General features: G+C 27.5%; 16 protein-coding genes and 1 tRNA gene. 11 read left to right on the top strand and 6 right to left on the bottom strand.

Annotation, left to right across the window (positions count from 1 at the left end):
* The first annotated feature begins 6 nt into the window (after positions 1-6).
* From SY27_RS03155 to SY27_RS03130, 6 genes are all read left to right on the top strand, one after another.
* Positions 7-1560, top strand: coding sequence for a bifunctional response regulator/alkaline phosphatase family protein (locus SY27_RS03155; protein ID WP_045967308.1), 1554 nt, complete (start codon positions 7-9; stop codon positions 1558-1560).
* An 86-nt stretch (positions 1561-1646) separates the two neighbouring features.
* Positions 1647-2060, top strand: a complete 414-nt coding sequence (gene tsaE, locus SY27_RS03150) for a tRNA (adenosine(37)-N6)-threonylcarbamoyltransferase complex ATPase subunit type 1 TsaE (RefSeq protein ID WP_045967306.1) — start codon at positions 1647-1649, stop codon at positions 2058-2060.
* A 105-nt stretch (positions 2061-2165) separates the two neighbouring features.
* Positions 2166-3362 carry an alanine dehydrogenase gene (locus SY27_RS03145; protein ID WP_045967305.1) on the top strand — a complete coding sequence of 399 codons (1197 nt, stop codon included), beginning with the start codon at positions 2166-2168 and terminating at the stop codon, positions 3360-3362.
* 108 nt (positions 3363-3470) lie between these two features.
* Positions 3471-3857, top strand: a complete 387-nt coding sequence (locus SY27_RS03140; RefSeq protein ID WP_045967304.1) for a DUF4258 domain-containing protein — start codon at positions 3471-3473, stop codon at positions 3855-3857.
* 83 nt (positions 3858-3940) lie between these two features.
* Positions 3941-4015, top strand: a tRNA-Val gene (locus tag SY27_RS03135).
* A 548-nt stretch (positions 4016-4563) separates the two neighbouring features.
* Complete coding sequence (locus tag SY27_RS03130) at positions 4564-5199, top strand: response regulator transcription factor (protein WP_045967302.1); 636 nt, start codon at positions 4564-4566, stop codon at positions 5197-5199.
* Between the two features lie 212 nt (positions 5200-5411).
* Here the strand turns inward: SY27_RS03130 and SY27_RS03125 are convergent, their stop codons facing one another.
* A complete protein-coding gene (locus SY27_RS03125) occupies positions 5412-6578 on the bottom strand; it encodes a proline dehydrogenase family protein (protein ID WP_045967300.1) in 1167 nt (388 codons plus the stop codon).
* Positions 6579-6672: 94 nt separating this feature from the next.
* On the opposite strand from SY27_RS03125, the gene aroB reads away from it, so the two are divergent.
* From aroB to SY27_RS03100, 4 genes are all read left to right on the top strand, one after another.
* A complete protein-coding gene (gene aroB / locus SY27_RS03120) occupies positions 6673-7740 on the top strand; it encodes a 3-dehydroquinate synthase (RefSeq protein WP_045967299.1) in 1068 nt (355 codons plus the stop codon).
* Between the two features lie 303 nt (positions 7741-8043).
* Entirely contained in the window at positions 8044-9447 is a 1404-nt protein-coding gene (locus SY27_RS03110) for an arginine decarboxylase (RefSeq protein WP_045967296.1), read from the top strand.
* A gap of 12 nt (positions 9448-9459) precedes the next feature.
* Entirely contained in the window at positions 9460-10434 is a 975-nt protein-coding gene (locus SY27_RS03105) for a deoxyhypusine synthase family protein (RefSeq protein WP_045967295.1), read from the top strand.
* 88 nt (positions 10435-10522) lie between these two features.
* A complete protein-coding gene (locus SY27_RS03100) occupies positions 10523-10828 on the top strand; it encodes a hypothetical protein (RefSeq protein WP_045967293.1) in 306 nt (101 codons plus the stop codon).
* Between the two features lie 34 nt (positions 10829-10862).
* On the opposite strand, the gene SY27_RS03095 is transcribed toward SY27_RS03100, so the two are convergent.
* From SY27_RS03095 to SY27_RS03085, 3 genes are all read right to left on the bottom strand, one after another.
* The gene (locus SY27_RS03095; protein WP_045967292.1) at positions 10863-11372 is read right to left on the bottom strand and encodes a DinB family protein; all 510 of its coding nucleotides are present in this window, start codon (positions 11370-11372) and stop codon (positions 10863-10865) included.
* 45 nt (positions 11373-11417) lie between these two features.
* Positions 11418-11897: an Lrp/AsnC family transcriptional regulator gene (locus tag SY27_RS03090; RefSeq protein ID WP_045967291.1), complete on the bottom strand. Its 480-nt coding sequence runs from the start codon at positions 11895-11897 to the stop codon at positions 11418-11420.
* An 85-nt stretch (positions 11898-11982) separates the two neighbouring features.
* Complete coding sequence (locus SY27_RS03085) at positions 11983-13095, bottom strand: M14 metallopeptidase family protein (RefSeq protein ID WP_045967289.1); 1113 nt, start codon at positions 13093-13095, stop codon at positions 11983-11985.
* Between the two features lie 301 nt (positions 13096-13396).
* Between SY27_RS03085 and SY27_RS03080 the strand changes: the two genes are divergently transcribed.
* Complete coding sequence (locus tag SY27_RS03080; RefSeq protein WP_045967288.1) at positions 13397-13876, top strand: helix-turn-helix transcriptional regulator; 480 nt, start codon at positions 13397-13399, stop codon at positions 13874-13876.
* A 55-nt stretch (positions 13877-13931) separates the two neighbouring features.
* Here the strand turns inward: SY27_RS03080 and SY27_RS03075 are convergent, their stop codons facing one another.
* Both SY27_RS03075 and SY27_RS03070 read right to left on the bottom strand, forming a co-directional pair.
* Positions 13932-14939, bottom strand: coding sequence for a hypothetical protein (locus SY27_RS03075; RefSeq protein WP_045967286.1), 1008 nt, complete (start codon positions 14937-14939; stop codon positions 13932-13934).
* A 70-nt stretch (positions 14940-15009) separates the two neighbouring features.
* Positions 15010-15561 (bottom strand): 1-acyl-sn-glycerol-3-phosphate acyltransferase, encoded by a 552-nt coding sequence (locus SY27_RS03070; protein WP_045967285.1) that lies wholly within the window; start codon positions 15559-15561, stop codon positions 15010-15012.
* Positions 15562-15579: the final 18 nt, after the last annotated feature.

Here is a 15579-nt window from a genome sequence, read left to right as displayed (position 1 = left end):
ATAACAATGAATAAAATTAAAATCTTATGGGTTGATGATGAAATCGACTTATTAAAACCACATATATTATTTTTAGAGAAGAAAAACTATGAAGTAACAACATGCAATAATGGACAAGATGCAATTGATATGTTTGAAGAAAACAATTTTGACATTGTATTTTTAGATGAAAACATGCCTGGTTTAAGTGGTTTAGAAACCCTTTCTGAAATAAAGGAAAAAAAATCTTCTGTACCTGTAATTATGATTACTAAAAGTGAAGAAGAATATATTATGGAAGAAGCTATTGGTTCTAAAATAGCTGATTACCTTATAAAGCCAGTCAATCCAAATCAAATACTGTTAAGTTTAAAGAAAAATTTAGATCATTCTCGCTTAATTTCTGAAAAAACAACATTAGATTATCAAAAAGAATTCAGAAAAATCGCAATGGATATGGCAATGGTAAATTCATTTGAAGATTGGATTGAATTATACAAAAGATTAGTATATTGGGAAATGGAACTTGAAAATATTGAAGACCAAAGTATGGTTGAAATATTAGAAAGTCAAAAAGTTGAGGCTAACACCCAATTTGGAAAATTTATAGAACGAAATTATGAAAATTGGTTTGATAATACTGATGATAAACCCGTTTTATCACATAAAATATTTGGAGAATTAGTTGCGCCTGAAATTAGAAAAAAAGAAAAGCCAATACTTTTTATTGTTATTGACAATTTGCGCTACGACCAATGGAAAGCTTTTGAAGGCATTGTAAATAATCATTATAAGTTAGAAAAAGAAGTAAGCTACTACTCTATTCTGCCAACAGCAACACAATATGCTAGAAATGCTATTTTCTCAGGATTAACACCTTTAGAAATGGAAAAAAAGTTTCCACAATATTGGAAAAACGATATTGATGATGGAGGGAAAAATTTATATGAAGGTGAATTTTTAACAGAACAATTAAAACGTTTAGGGTTAGATATTAAACAAGAATATTATAAAATTACTAACTTTAAAGATGGTAAAAAATTAGCAGAAAACTTCAAAGGATTAAAAGGAAATGATTTAACTACAATTGTGTATAACTTTGTAGATATGCTATCTCATGCAAAAACCGAAATGGAAGTTGTAAAAGAATTAGCCTCAGACGACAAAGCATATCGTTCATTAACTGTAAGTTGGTTTAAAAATTCTCCATTACTAGATATTATTCAACAAGCACAAAAACAAGGTTTTAAACTAATTATAACTACAGATCATGGAACTATAAATTGTAAAAACCCTTCAAAAGTTATTGGAGATAAAAATACAAGTTTAAATCTAAGATATAAAACAGGAAGAAGCTTAACCTATGAAGATAAAGATGTTTATGCAGTGAAAGATCCTAAAAAAATAGGATTGCCAGCATTAAATATGAGCAGTTCTTTTATTTTTGCAAAAAATGATTTATTTCTAGCTTATGTAAACAACTATAATCATTATGTAAGTTACTATAGAAATACCTATCAACATGGAGGAATTTCCTTAGAAGAAATGATTATTCCGTTTTTAGTTTTTGAACCTAAATAACAATATTTAGTAAATAAAAAGGTAAATTGTCTCTTATTTAATAATTTTGACAATAACCTTTTTATTTATTTAAAACCAAGCTACAAATGAATATAAACTTTACTCTTGAAGAAATACAGAATGTTGCAAAACAAATACTAGAAACACCTTTATTAAAAAAAGTAATTACTTTTCATGCCGAAATGGGCGTTGGAAAAACTACTCTAATTAAGGCTTTAGTTAATGAATTAGGAGTGCAATCTAATTCGAGTAGCCCTACATTTTCATTAGTAAACGAATATGAAACTAAAAATGGTGAAATAGTTTATCATTTTGATTTATATAGATTAAATAGTGAAGCAGAAGCTTATGATATGGGAATTGATGAATATTTTTATTCAGGAAATTGGTGTTTTATAGAATGGCCAGAAAAAACCCCAAATCTTATTCCTATAGATCATGCTGCGATTTATCTAAAGATAAACAATGATAAATCTAGAACATTAGTTTTAAAGAATTAAATAGAAATATGAAAGAGTTGATAAAAATATTGATTCTTTTCTTAATCATCTATTTTCTCTTATCAAAAAAATCCCTAAATTGGCTCAACTTTACATTAACCTATCATGTCAATATACAGTCCGTTTTCAAAAATGCAGTTGCTACCTCAGGAAGAGAAATTGGAAATTATTACCCATAAAAGTGATTTATTTATTGGAATTCCCAAAGAGACAGCTTATCAAGAAAGACGCATTTGCTTAACACCAGATGCTGTTAGTTCTATGACTTCTCATGGACATAGAGTTATGATTGAAGCTGGAGCAGGAGAAAGTTCTAGTTATAGTGATAAAGATTATTCTGAAGCTGGAGCAGAAGTTACAAACGATACTAAAAAAGTTTTCAGTTGTCCTATGATTTTAAAAGTAGAACCTGCTACTCTACCTGAAATCGAAATGATGAACCCACAAACAATTATTATTTCTGCAATACAATTAAAGACTCAAAGGAAAGCTTATTTTGAAGCATTAGCTACAAAAAGAATAACAGCATTAGCATTTGAATTCATTAAAGATGAAGATGGATCTTATCCAGCAGTAAAATCATTATCAGAAATTGCAGGAATTGCATCAATACATATTGCTGCTGAATTAATGATTAATCAAAATATAGGAAAAGGACTTTTATTTGGAAATATTACAGGTGTTCCACCTACAGAAGTTGTAATTCTTGGAGCAGGAACCGTAGCAGAATATGCTGCTAGAACAGCAATCGGATTAGGTGCAAGTGTAAAAGTTTTTGACAATTCTATTACAAAACTTAGACGACTTCAGAATGCATTACACCAACGTATTTTTACATCAACCATTCAAGAAAAAGCACTTCTAAAAGCATTAAGACGATGTGATGTAGCTATTGGAGCAATGAGAGGTAAAAATAGAACTCCTATTGTTGTTACTGAAACTATGGTTGAACACATGAAAAAAGGAGCTGTTATAGTTGATGTAAGTATTGATACTGGTGGCTGTTTTGAAACATCTGAAATTACAACTCATGAAAAACCTACATTTATAAAGAATAATATTATTCACTATTGTGTTCCAAATATTCCTTCTCGCTATTCTAAAACAGCATCAATGTCAATAAGTAATATTATTACACCTTTTTTACTTCAAATAGCAGAAGATGGAGGAATTGAAAGTGCTATTCGATGCAATAGAGGGCTCAAAAATGGAATTTATTTCTATCATGGTCTTTTAACTAATAAATCTATTGCAGATTGGTTTAATCTTGAATATCGAGATATTAATCTTATTGTATTCTAAAAGTATTTCATAATATTTTGTTAATTAGTAAATCCTGTATAAAAAGGACAATATTTCTATAGTCAATGCCGATTCAAAAAATACTATATTTGCAAAAAATAAAATAAAATGAAATTAAAATTTCGCCTAGCCTACTATTTATTTGGATTATTATTAGGAATATTTTTTGTTATTAAGTTTTTAGGAGCAAAAGCCGATGCTAAAGGAGTTGAATTTTGTTACTTACCAAACTGTCGTGTTTTAAAAGAACTAAGAAATAAACCATTAGATTATTCATCAGAAGTAAAAACAATTTTAAATGAAAATTGGATAAGCTTGGAAGATATAAAGAAAACATTGCAATATGGAGATGTAGATTTTTCAAAAAGTAATAAACCTTATAAAAATGGAAAAATATACCTTATTGAAGGAAAAACAACTAAGGATGAAAACATTAGCGTTACTGTAATAAATTACAGTTCAAAAGTACTTTTAGAAAAAATAGAAAAAAAATAATTTTTTCATTAAAAAGCTTGCAGATATAAATAAAGCTTGTATATTTGCACTCGCAATACGGAATTAAACATTGCAATTTATTAGGGCGATTAGCTCAGCTGGTTCAGAGCACCTCGTTTACACCGAGGGGGTCGGGGGTTCGAACCCCTCATCGCCCACAAAAAACACTCCATTTAGAGTGTTTTTTTTTACCTTCAACTTAAAGCTTTTTAGTAATATTATATTAAAATTAATATAATAAACTATATTAATTTTAAAAATAGAAAAATCCTAATTATTGAAATAAAAATAAAGATTTTTGTGTTTTAAATACTTCAAAAAATATAATGACTAAAAATGATTCTATAAAAAACCAAAGTTTACATTTTTAAGATTTTAAAGTTCATAATAATAAAAAAATACCAAATTACAAATCATTATGGTGCATAATTGTAAATATCTAAATATAATAATCATCCAGTAAGGCCTAAAGTAGTCATAGACCATATGAATGAAATATTAATAGATGAAAGACAAATTTTATTCAAATTAGAAACTAATATACAAGATCAAAACACTTCTCACACAAGAATATAAATTACTTTAGCAAATACTCAAAATAAGGAAGTTTAAAAGTTAATCTCCTAAAAGGAGAATAAGACATTTTTGAAAATATTTTTTTTATTAAAAAAAGATGTAAATTGAAAAGATTTAAAGATAAAATAAAATGAAGATAGGTATTTTAGAGGACCATGCTTTAATTGCTGAATTGTTAAAAGAAAATTTAAATTTGAAATTAGGATATGATAAAATTTATATTTTTAATAATTCAGAAAAATTGTTTTCACTTTTGCAAAATGAGAAATTAGATTTCTTATTTTTAGACATGTATATTAACGATGAAAATGGAATTAATGTATTAAAAGAATGTAGAAAAAGATACAATAAAGAAGAATTAAAAATAATTATTTTAAGTTCATCTGTTGAACCAAAAATAATTTCAGATTCTTTTAAATATGAAGCAAATGGATATGTTACAAAACATGAAAGCATGGATGAAATCATTGAAGTTTTTCAAAATTTAATAGAGTTTCCTTTAAAGAATAGAGTTAGTAGTAGTGTTTCTGATATATTATTAGAATACAATATATCGGGAGATAAAATAAAGTTATCACCACGAGAAGAACAGTTACTAACTTTAATTTGTAATGCTAAATCAGCAAAAGAAATTGCCTACGAATTAGGTTTAAGTTTAAATACAATTCATTATTACACAAAAAGATTGATGATAAAAATGGGTGTAAATAGAACACCTGATTTAATCTTAAAAGCAATAGAAAAAGGGTATCATTTTATAAATTAAGCTAAAGGAATTTCCACATTAATAATAAAGCCTTTTGAAATATTTTTAGTTTCAAATATGCCTTTTATCAACTCCATTTAACAGGACAGCCTACACCATACAAACGTTGTAATATCCAAATGGAATTGATATTAAACTTAAAGAGTTTTAAAAACTATTATAAATTCTTATGATAAACTAAAAAATCCCTCAAAATGAGGGATTTTTTAGTTTTATAACTTTCTTCTAGCTCTTTCTTTTTTAATCAAATCAAGTTCTCTACTTGTTTGTCCTGCAACAGAAGTGTTTTCTTCTGCTCTTCTTATTAAATATGGCATAACATCTCTTACAGGACCAAAAGGAAGGTATTTTGCTACATTATAACCACTCTCTGCTAAATTGTAACTAATATTATCACTCATTCCAAATAATTGTCCAAAAAAGATACGAGCATCATTTTTAGCAATACCTTTCTCGGCCATCAATTCCATCAAACGATATGAACTATTTTCATTATGTGTTCCTGCAAAAATAGCCATCTTCTCTATATTTTCTAACATATAAACAACTGCTGCATCATAATTTTCATCTGTAGCTTGTTTACTAGCACAAATAGGTGTTGGATAGCCTTTTTCTTCTGCACGTTTGTTTTCTTTCTCCATGTAAGCACCACGAACTAATTTCATTCCTATGTAAAAACCATCAACTTTAGCTAAAGTGTATAGTTTTTTAAGATAATCAAGTCTATCCCATCGATACATTTGTAAAGTATTAAAAACAATAGCCTTCTCTTTATTATACTTTCTCATCATTTCAGCCACTAAATCATCAGCAGCATCTTGCATCCAACTTTCTTCTCCATCAATTAACAGGGCTACATCTTTTTCATGTGCAACACTACAAACTTTATCAAATCGAGCTACTACTCTATCCCATTCAATCTGCTCCTCTGGAGATAATGATTTACCTTCTCCTAATTTTTCATATAATGCAAAACGACCAAAACCTGTTGGCTTAAAAACAGCAAAAGGAATAGCTAAACGTTCTTTAGCAAATTCAATTGTCTTTAATGTCATATCTAAAGCAGCATCAAACTGAGCTTCTTCTTCTTTACCTTCTACTGAATAATCCAAAACTGAAGAAACTCCTTTTGTAAACATCTTATCAACAACAGAAAGGCAATCATTCTCATTTATTCCACCACAAAAGTGATCAAAAACGGTACTTCTTATTAAACCTTCAACTGGTAAATGTGCTTTTAAAGCAAAATTTGTAACAGCAGTTCCTATTCTAACTAGTGGCTGACTCTCAATCAATTTAAATAAAAAATAAGCTCTTTCTAGTTCAGTATCACTTTTTAATGAAAAAGCAACCTCAGTATTATTAAATATTTTTTCCATCTTTTAGTACTAATTTGGAATGCAAATATACTTTAGAGCATTGTAATTTTAAATAAAAAATGCCTTATTTTGCAATAAATTGAAAATAAAAACAATGCAGACTATTATAGCTAATAATTATCACGTTTTTTTTAACGAAAAAGGATATCAATATTTATCTGAAATTCTAGTTCCAAAAGACTATTCGAAAATATTTATTCTAGTTGATGAGAATACTTCAAATCATTGTCTACCAAAATTTTTATCAATGTTATCTACAGAAGTAGAAATCGAAATAATAGAGCTAGAAGCAGGAGAAGAAAATAAAAACATAGAAACGTGTTTACAAATTTGGCATTCATTAACTGAATTAGGAGGAGATAGAAAAAGTATCATTCTTAATTTAGGTGGAGGCGTTATTACAGATATTGGTGGATTTATTGCTTGTACTTTCAAAAGAGGGATTGATTTTATAAACATACCCACTACTCTATTATCAATGGTAGATGCATCAATAGGTGGAAAAAATGGAGTCGATTTAGGAAATCTAAAAAATCAAATAGGAATTATTAGAGAACCCAAAGCCGTAATTATTGATACATTATTTTTAGAAACATTACCTGGAAATCAAATGCGTTCTGGATTTGCAGAAATGTTAAAACATGGATTAATATTTAACAGAGAATATTGGAATAAATTAAAAAATGTATCTTCCTTAAATACAAATGATTTAAACAGTTTAATTCATGAATCAGTTGAGATAAAAAACAAAATAGTTTCTGAAGATATAACTGAAAATGGAATTCGAAAATCACTAAATTTTGGACATACATTAGGACATGCAATTGAAAGTTATTTTCTTGAAAATACAGAAAAACAAAACTTACTACATGGAGAAGCTATTGCAATAGGAATGATTTTAGAAGGTTTTATATCTAAAGAGAAAGGACTGTTAACTGATGAAGAATATCAAGAATTAAAATATGTAATTAGTGATATCTACGATCCTATAGAATTTAATGAAGTTGATATCAAAAATTGTATAGATTTATTGATTTATGACAAAAAAAATGAATTTGGAACCATTCAGTTTGCCTTATTAAATGGTATTGGAAAAATAAAAATTAACGAACAAAGTTATAATGAATTGATTTTTAAAGCTTTTGAAAATTATAAATCATAATATTTTTTTAATAATATAGTTTGAAAATAGCATAAAAATATTTTTACCTTTGTACTATAATGAAAGAAAGAAAAACAAAGAGATCTTTAAATATAATTACAAAACAAAGAGGTGTTTATTCAGCATCTCTATCTTATAGCAAATTAAATTCTAAAGCAAGTTCTTTTATTCATTTATTTGAATTATTAAAAGCATTTAATGAAAAGTTACTTATCATTTTTGCAAATATTAGGGTTTGAAGAGCAGATATAATTACAGATCAATTATTCTAATTTTCAAAACACTTAAAACATTATTATTCAAATGAATACAAAATATTATGATTTAATAAATCAAACATTTTATTTTCCACAAGAAGAATTTACATTACAGAAAGATACACTTCAATTTCACGGAATCGACTTAATGAAATTAGTTGAAGAATATGGTACACCGTTGAAATTTACTTATTTACCAAAAATTTCTAAAAACATAAAAAGAGCTAAAACTTGGTTTAGAAATGCAATGGAAAAGCATGATTATGATGCTAAATATTTCTATTGCTATTGTACAAAAAGTTCTCATTTTGAATTTGTTTTAAACGAAGCTCTAAAAAATAACATTCACATAGAAACTTCATCTGCTTTTGATATAAATATTGTAGAAAAACTGATTGAAGAAGGAAAAATAAACAAGAACACATTTGTTATATGTAACGGATTTAAACGTGATCAATACATTGAAAACATTGCACGATTAATTAATAATGGTCATAAAAATACTATTCCTATTATTGATAATTACGAAGAATTAGATCTTTTACAAGAACAAATTAAAAGTAAAATTAAGATTGGAATCCGTATTGCTGCTGAAGAAGAACCTAAATTTGAATTCTATACTTCAAGATTAGGTATTGGATATAAGAATATAGTTCCATTCTACAGAAAACAAATTCAAGAAAATAAAAAAGTAGAACTAAAAATGCTTCACTTTTTTATTAATACAGGAATACGAGATACTGCTTATTACTGGAATGAACTTTTAAAATGTATGAAAGTATACATTTCATTAAAAAAAGAATGTCCTTCATTAGACAGTTTAAATATTGGTGGTGGTTTTCCAATCAAAAACTCATTAGCTTTTGAATATGATTATCAATATATGATTGATGAAATACTGAATCAAATAAAAATTGCTTGTGATGAAGCTGAAGTTCCTGTACCGAATATTTATACAGAATTTGGTTCATTTACGGTTGGTGAATCTGGAGGTGCTATCTATGAAGTTTTATATCAAAAGCAACAAAATGATAGAGAAAATTGGAATATGATTGACTCTTCTTTCATTACAACATTACCAGATACTTGGGCTATCAACAAACGATTTGTAATGTTAGCTGTAAATCGCTGGAATGACACTTACGAAAGAGTACTTCTAGGTGGAATGACTTGTGATAGTGATGATTATTACAATTCAGAACAACATATGAATGCAGTTTATTTACCAAAATATAACAAAGAAAAGCCATTATATATTGGATTCTTCAATACAGGTGCTTATCAAGAAACAATTGGAGGATTTGGAGGATTACATCACTGTTTAATTCCACAACCAAAACACATTCTAATTGATCGTGATAAAAATGGAATTTTAGCAACTGAAATTTTTTCAGAGCAACAAAATGCAAATGATGTTTTAAACATTTTAGGTTATAATAAAAACAAATAATATCAAAAAGAGATGAATAAAGGACCAATTAGTCAATTTGTAGAAAAGCATTATCTACACTTTAATGCTGCTGCATTAGTTGATGCTGCAAAAGGATATGAAGAACATTTATTAGATAATGGAAAAATGATGGTTACTCTTGCAGGTGCTATGAGTACAGCAGAACTTGGAAAATCATTAGCAGAAATGATTCGTCAAGACAAAATTCATATTATTTCATGTACAGGAGCTAATCTTGAAGAAGACATTATGAACTTAGTAGCGCATAATTCTTATAAAAGAGTACCTAATTATAGAGATTTAAGCCCACAAGAAGAATGGGATTTATTAGAAAATCACTATAACAGAGTTACAGATACTTGTATTCCAGAAGAAGAAGCATTTAGACGCTTACAATCTCACTTATTTGATATTTGGAACAAAGCAGACAAATCAGGAGAAAGATATTTCCCTCATGAATTTATGTATCAAATGATAAATTCAGGCGTTTTAGAGCAATATTATGAAATTGACCCTAAAGATTCTTGGATGGTTGCGGCAGCAGAAAAAAACTTACCAATTGTAGTTCCTGGATGGGAAGATAGTACAATGGGGAATATTTTTGCTTCTTATTGTATAAAAGGAGAATTTAAAGCATCTACAACCAAAAGTGGAATTGAATACATGACATGGTTAGCAGATTGGTATCCTAAAAACTGTGCAGGAAAAGGAATTGGATTTTTCCAAGTTGGTGGTGGAATTGCAGGTGACTTCCCTATTTGTGTTGTACCAATGCTTTATCAAGATATGGAAATGCATGATATCCCATTCTGGAGTTATTTTTGTCAAATTTCCGATTCTACGACAAGTTATGGTTCATATTCAGGTGCGGTACCTAATGAAAAAATTACTTGGGGAAAACTAGATATAACAACTCCTAAATTCATAGTTGAATCTGATGCAACAATTGTTGTTCCTTTGATTTTTGCTTACATTTTAGGATGGTAATTTTTTTGAAAAAAAAATTAAAAAACTATTTGATTATTACAATAGGGATATTACATTTGACAAAAATACCTGATTAAAAAGAACCCAAATGAAAAGAGTAATTGTTGATTACGCAAAATTAACAAACGAAATTTTGACCTTATTAGTCGATAAATTTCCAGAAGGTTATGATGAATCTGACATCATTCGTTTTAAAAACGCTAAAAATGAATCAGTTGAAGCTGTAGAAGTACGCACGGAAGACACTATTTTCCTTGTAAAGGTAAGTACTAAGCTAGCTGACAGAATTGAAAACTATGATGAAGACGATGAAGATGATGTAGTAGACGAATCATTAGAATCATTAAATGATTTAGAAATCGCTGATGAAACAGATGATTCTGACGAAAATTAAATAAAAAAGACATGTAATACATGTCTTTTTTATTTTATAAATACCTTTCCTTTATTACTGATACATGATGCAATTCATGACCTAAAATGATATAACCTAATGCTCTCACTGAAACTGTAGAATTTGAAGCTGTACCTATTCTCATTTTTTGTTCCTCAGTAAAACTAGTAAACAATGAAATTGTTGCGCTTCTTACCGATTTATATTCTAATAATAAGTTTTCTATAGTTCTGTTGTTTGCACTTGCATTTAATACATAATCATTTTCTTCAAAACCTGGCATTTCAGTTTTATCATTTCTAGAAATTCTAAGCGCTCTATAAGAAAACACCCTTTCAGCATCAATTAAATGCAATAAAATGTCTTTAATAGTCCATTTCCCTACTTCATATCTAAATTCATGCTTCTCAACAGGAATATTACTAAAAAAAGCATCTAATTCTTCTTCTTGCTCTTTTAAACTTTTAACAATGTCTTTGAAAAAGATTGATTTTGATATATAAGTTGCATAATAGGGAGCAAATTCGTTTTTATTTAATTCCATATTCTAAGTATAAAAAAATCCCGATAAACATATCGGGATTAAATATTAAAGCTCTTTAAAAATTGTGTGCATTAATCGTTTCTTATCATTAATGCTCTCTTCAAGTGAAATCATGGTTTCAGTTCTATATACACCATCAATATCATCAATCATGAAAATAACTTCTTTTGCATGCTTTGTATCTCTTGCTCTAATTTTACAAAAAATATTAAACTTACCAGTTGTAATATGAGCTACAGTAACATAAGGTATTTGATTTATTCTTTCTAAAACAAATTTAGTTTGCGATGTATTATGAAGAAAAACCCCTACATAAGCAATAAAAGAATACCCTAATTTCTCATAATCTAAAGTCAAAGATGAACCCTGTATAATCCCTGCATCTTCCATTTTTTTTACCCTAACATGAACTGTTCCCGCAGATATTAATAGCTTTTTTGCTATATCTGTAAAAGGAACTCTTGTGTTGTCAATCAACATGTCTAAAATTTGATGATCAACTTCATCTAAACGAAACTTACTCATAAAAAGTATATAATAAAAATTTATTTAATACAACGTAATGCTAATGCTGTTATTACTTTCTAATACTAAATTTAACTTATTTTTATCAAAAAACAGGCAATTTATCCCCTATTTCTGGGATTTTAACCTCATTTGTATTAAAAATAGTATCTTTAAAATCAAATTCAAGATGCCCATTATGATTTTCTAAATCATTTATTTGAATAACTTGTGCTTCGAAATGTATGGTATTGGATTGCAAAGTCTCAACATATTGCGCTGCAAAGTTAATGGTTTTTTCTTCAGAATTGTCAATAAACCTAACATTTTTATAAAGAAAATCATAAAAACACTTTGAATTTTGAGGAATCTGCAAATAATTGTCTAATTCCCTGTTTACTACAAGGCTTTCGTGTGATAAATTAAATGAAGACAAAAGAGAACAAAATATATATTTTCTTACTTCATCACGCTGATAATCATCTTTATAGTGACCTGCTTCAAAAAGCACTGTAGGTACATTCCTATAAGTAAAATAATCTCCAATACAATTAATATTAAATGAATCATCAAATCGACCTACTTGATTTGGTATAAATTTTTGCAAATTCTCATTCATTTTATTAATAACCTGAATAGCCTTGTATCTTACATCATTAAAATCTCTGGTTTTATTATATGCTGGTGCTAAAAAAGAGACTGTAGCGGGTAAATTAAAGCCTTCTGTTCCAAAAATTGTTCTTTGGTCGTGTAGGTTATAACAAAAATCAGGTTTAAAATTTTCAAAAATTGTTCTTAATAAAACACTTTCTGGTTGAGTATTCTCAAAAGCATCTCTATTTAAGTCTACTTTATTAGCATTTACTCTTGTATAAGCTTCTGCTCCATCAGGATTTAATATTGGAATACTATATAGTGTATAATTTTTATAAATTAATTCAGCATTTTCATGATTTGATGATAAATAATTAAAAAAATCAAATAAACCTTTGGTTGTTGTAGATTCATTTCCATGCATCTGCGACCAAATTAAAACCTTTGTTTTTCCAATACCAAATTTGACACTAAAAATATCTTTATCTAAAACAGATTTACCTATTGTTTCTATCTTAAATTTATTAGATAATGATTTCAATAAAGGAGCTATATGCTCATTTGTGATATATCTTCCACTTATTTTTTTCTCTAAATATTCTGTTGCTAATTGTAAATTATTCATTGCTTTATATTATGTTACAAATGTAAACAAGATATTATTTACATTTGTAAACAGTGTTTGATTTGAATTAGTTCACAAATGTTAACATCGAATTACGCTTTTTGTTTATAAATACCAATTCCTTATACTTAATATTGATAGATAATTACTTAATTGTATCAATTTACTGCTTATCAGTTCATTACATATCATTATATGAAGTGTTTATTTATATTTTTAATTAAAATATTGTACTATATTTGGTGTTTTGAATTCATTTCGTTACATTTGTAAACAATAATCTATTTAAAATTAGTTTACAATGGTAAACATTGAAGATTTCATTAAACGACTTGAATTATTACTTGAATATTATAATTTATCAGCTTCCGCTTTTGCAGATAAGATAGATGTACAACGTTCTAGTATATCACACCTACTCTCTGGAAGGAATAAACCAAGCCTTGATTTTATATTAAAAGTCATTGAGGTTTTTCCTGATGTAGATTTATATTGGATATTAAATGGTAAGGGAACTTTTCCTAAATCAGAAAAAAATAATGAAGAAGAAGAAAAGATATCACCTATTCTTCAAAATGAAAATTTTCAAAATGATACCAGTCTAAAAAATAATGTTGACCTATTTAGTGAAATTGAAACAGTTGAAAAAAAAACCATAAATGAAAAATCTTCAGAAATTTTTTCAAATATGCAAAATTTTGAAGCGGCAAATAATTTGATAGAATACATAGTCGTTTTCTATAAAGATGGAACTTTTAAGAAATATAACTCTAGACAATAAAAAAAGCGCCATTCTAAATTAAGAATGAACGCTTTTAAAACTAACTCAAATATTTTTATTTTTTAACTAAATATACTGCTGCAACTCCTGGTTCTGCTCTTGTAGATATAGGTGCTATATTTCCTGAACTTGAAGGAAAATTAAATGTTAGAACATTTCCACCTCCATTTGCTCTTTCTGCAACATAAATTCTATTTGTATCATAATCATAGGCTACATCAACGGGATTTCCTAAGGTTGTATTAGAACCATATAATCTAATTTGATTAGTTGTTGAAATTGTTCCCATATTGGCTGTTGAATTCAAAATAGTAGAAAAATTATTAATAATAACTAAACCACCATCTGTTGCATCCGCAGCACTAGCAACATCTGTTAGAATCATTACATTATCCATTGCTGAATATGTGATTCCATGTGTTCTTATTAAATTTTCAATTGTAACTCTTTTCGAAGGCATTATACTTCCTGAAGCTAAAGAAAAGAAATTATTAAAAACTACAATATCACTGGTTAAATCAGCTACAGCATATAAATCGTTTCCATTTACATGAATTCCCCAAACTTTAAAGTTTAAAGTATATTGATTTAGTAAGGTATAACCTGTAACGCTTTTTTGATATACAAATAATTTATTAGTATCTCCATTACTTGCTGCTTGATCTTGCGTTACTACAATTTTATCTCCTGATACTGCAATTTCTCTAGCATTATTAAAATCTGTACTAGCACTAAAATTAGCTAACATCAAATTATCCATATTAGATGAAACAGCATTTTTTAATCCTGAATAGGTTTCCAAACGATTATTTGTCCTTGATGCTAAAATAATTTCATCCGTATCTGTATTATAAAAAATTCCATCATTATCTGTTCCATTCACAGAAAATGAAATAGCAGTAGGATTTACTGAAAGTAAGTTAGTATAAGAAATTTTACCTGTAGTATTACTTGAAGTAACTAATTTTAGTTCAGATGTTAAAATTTCGGAAATAATATCATCATCAGAACATGATGTTAATGACAATGAGGCAAAAATGCCTAAAAAAATTAAGTTTCTCATAATATTTATGTTTTAATAGTTGATTAAAAACATATTTACGTTTAAAACTTAATTTTGGTTTTAATTTTTTTTAAGGTGTAAAACTATATTCAGGAATTTTACCAATTACTCCTTTATAATAAGCTTGTAATTTTTTCAGATCTTCATCAATATTTCCTGTTGGATAAAATGGTTCATTATAAACTACTTCTTTTTTCCCATAATCAAATGCAACTGGAATTATTGGAATATTAGCTTTCAATGCCATATAATAAAAACCCGTTTTCCATTGTGTTACTTTTTTTCGTGTACCTTCTGGAGCAAGTGCTAATCTAAATAGTTCTTTTTCTTTAAAAATTTTAGCTATAGCATCTACTTTATTCTCTTTTTTACCTCTATTTAATGGAGCTCCTCCTACCCATTTAAAGAAATAGCTAAACGGAAAAATAAATAATTCTTTTTTTGCTAAAAAATTAATTTCTATATTTAAAATACCTCTGGAAAAAATACCTAAGAAAAAATCCCACCAACTAGTATGAGGAACTGCAATTAGGATACATTTTTTTATTTCTCGATCAATATCACCTACTACTTTCCATCCAAAAAGAGTACAAAATATAAATCTATATATTTTTTGCTTCATTAGTTATGATTTGGTGTA

Source organism: Flavobacterium sp. 316 (genome assembly GCF_000967805.1).
Lineage (GTDB): Bacteria > Bacteroidota > Bacteroidia > Flavobacteriales > Flavobacteriaceae > Flavobacterium > Flavobacterium sediminilitoris.
The sequence above is the reverse complement of the archived record's forward strand: the minus strand, read 5'-3'. Positions and strand labels throughout refer to the sequence as shown.

Coding starts and splice junctions, on each gene's coding strand:
- SY27_RS03155 (WP_045967308.1), top strand. CDS start 7: ATGAATAAAATTAAAATCTTATGGGTTGATGATGAAATCGACTTATTA.
- tsaE (WP_045967306.1), top strand. CDS start 1,647: ATGAATATAAACTTTACTCTTGAAGAAATACAGAATGTTGCAAAACAA.
- SY27_RS03145 (WP_045967305.1), top strand. CDS start 2,166: ATGTCAATATACAGTCCGTTTTCAAAAATGCAGTTGCTACCTCAGGAA.
- SY27_RS03140 (WP_045967304.1), top strand. CDS start 3,471: ATGAAATTAAAATTTCGCCTAGCCTACTATTTATTTGGATTATTATTA.
- SY27_RS03130 (WP_045967302.1), top strand. CDS start 4,564: ATGAAGATAGGTATTTTAGAGGACCATGCTTTAATTGCTGAATTGTTA.
- SY27_RS03125 (WP_045967300.1), bottom strand. CDS start 6,578: ATGGAAAAAATATTTAATAATACTGAGGTTGCTTTTTCATTAAAAAGT.
- aroB (WP_045967299.1), top strand. CDS start 6,673: ATGCAGACTATTATAGCTAATAATTATCACGTTTTTTTTAACGAAAAA.
- SY27_RS03110 (WP_045967296.1), top strand. CDS start 8,044: ATGAATACAAAATATTATGATTTAATAAATCAAACATTTTATTTTCCA.
- SY27_RS03105 (WP_045967295.1), top strand. CDS start 9,460: ATGAATAAAGGACCAATTAGTCAATTTGTAGAAAAGCATTATCTACAC.
- SY27_RS03100 (WP_045967293.1), top strand. CDS start 10,523: ATGAAAAGAGTAATTGTTGATTACGCAAAATTAACAAACGAAATTTTG.
- SY27_RS03095 (WP_045967292.1), bottom strand. CDS start 11,372: ATGGAATTAAATAAAAACGAATTTGCTCCCTATTATGCAACTTATATA.
- SY27_RS03090 (WP_045967291.1), bottom strand. CDS start 11,897: ATGAGTAAGTTTCGTTTAGATGAAGTTGATCATCAAATTTTAGACATG.
- SY27_RS03085 (WP_045967289.1), bottom strand. CDS start 13,095: ATGAATAATTTACAATTAGCAACAGAATATTTAGAGAAAAAAATAAGT.
- SY27_RS03080 (WP_045967288.1), top strand. CDS start 13,397: ATGGTAAACATTGAAGATTTCATTAAACGACTTGAATTATTACTTGAA.
- SY27_RS03075 (WP_045967286.1), bottom strand. CDS start 14,939: ATGAGAAACTTAATTTTTTTAGGCATTTTTGCCTCATTGTCATTAACA.
- SY27_RS03070 (WP_045967285.1), bottom strand. CDS start 15,561: ATGAAGCAAAAAATATATAGATTTATATTTTGTACTCTTTTTGGATGG.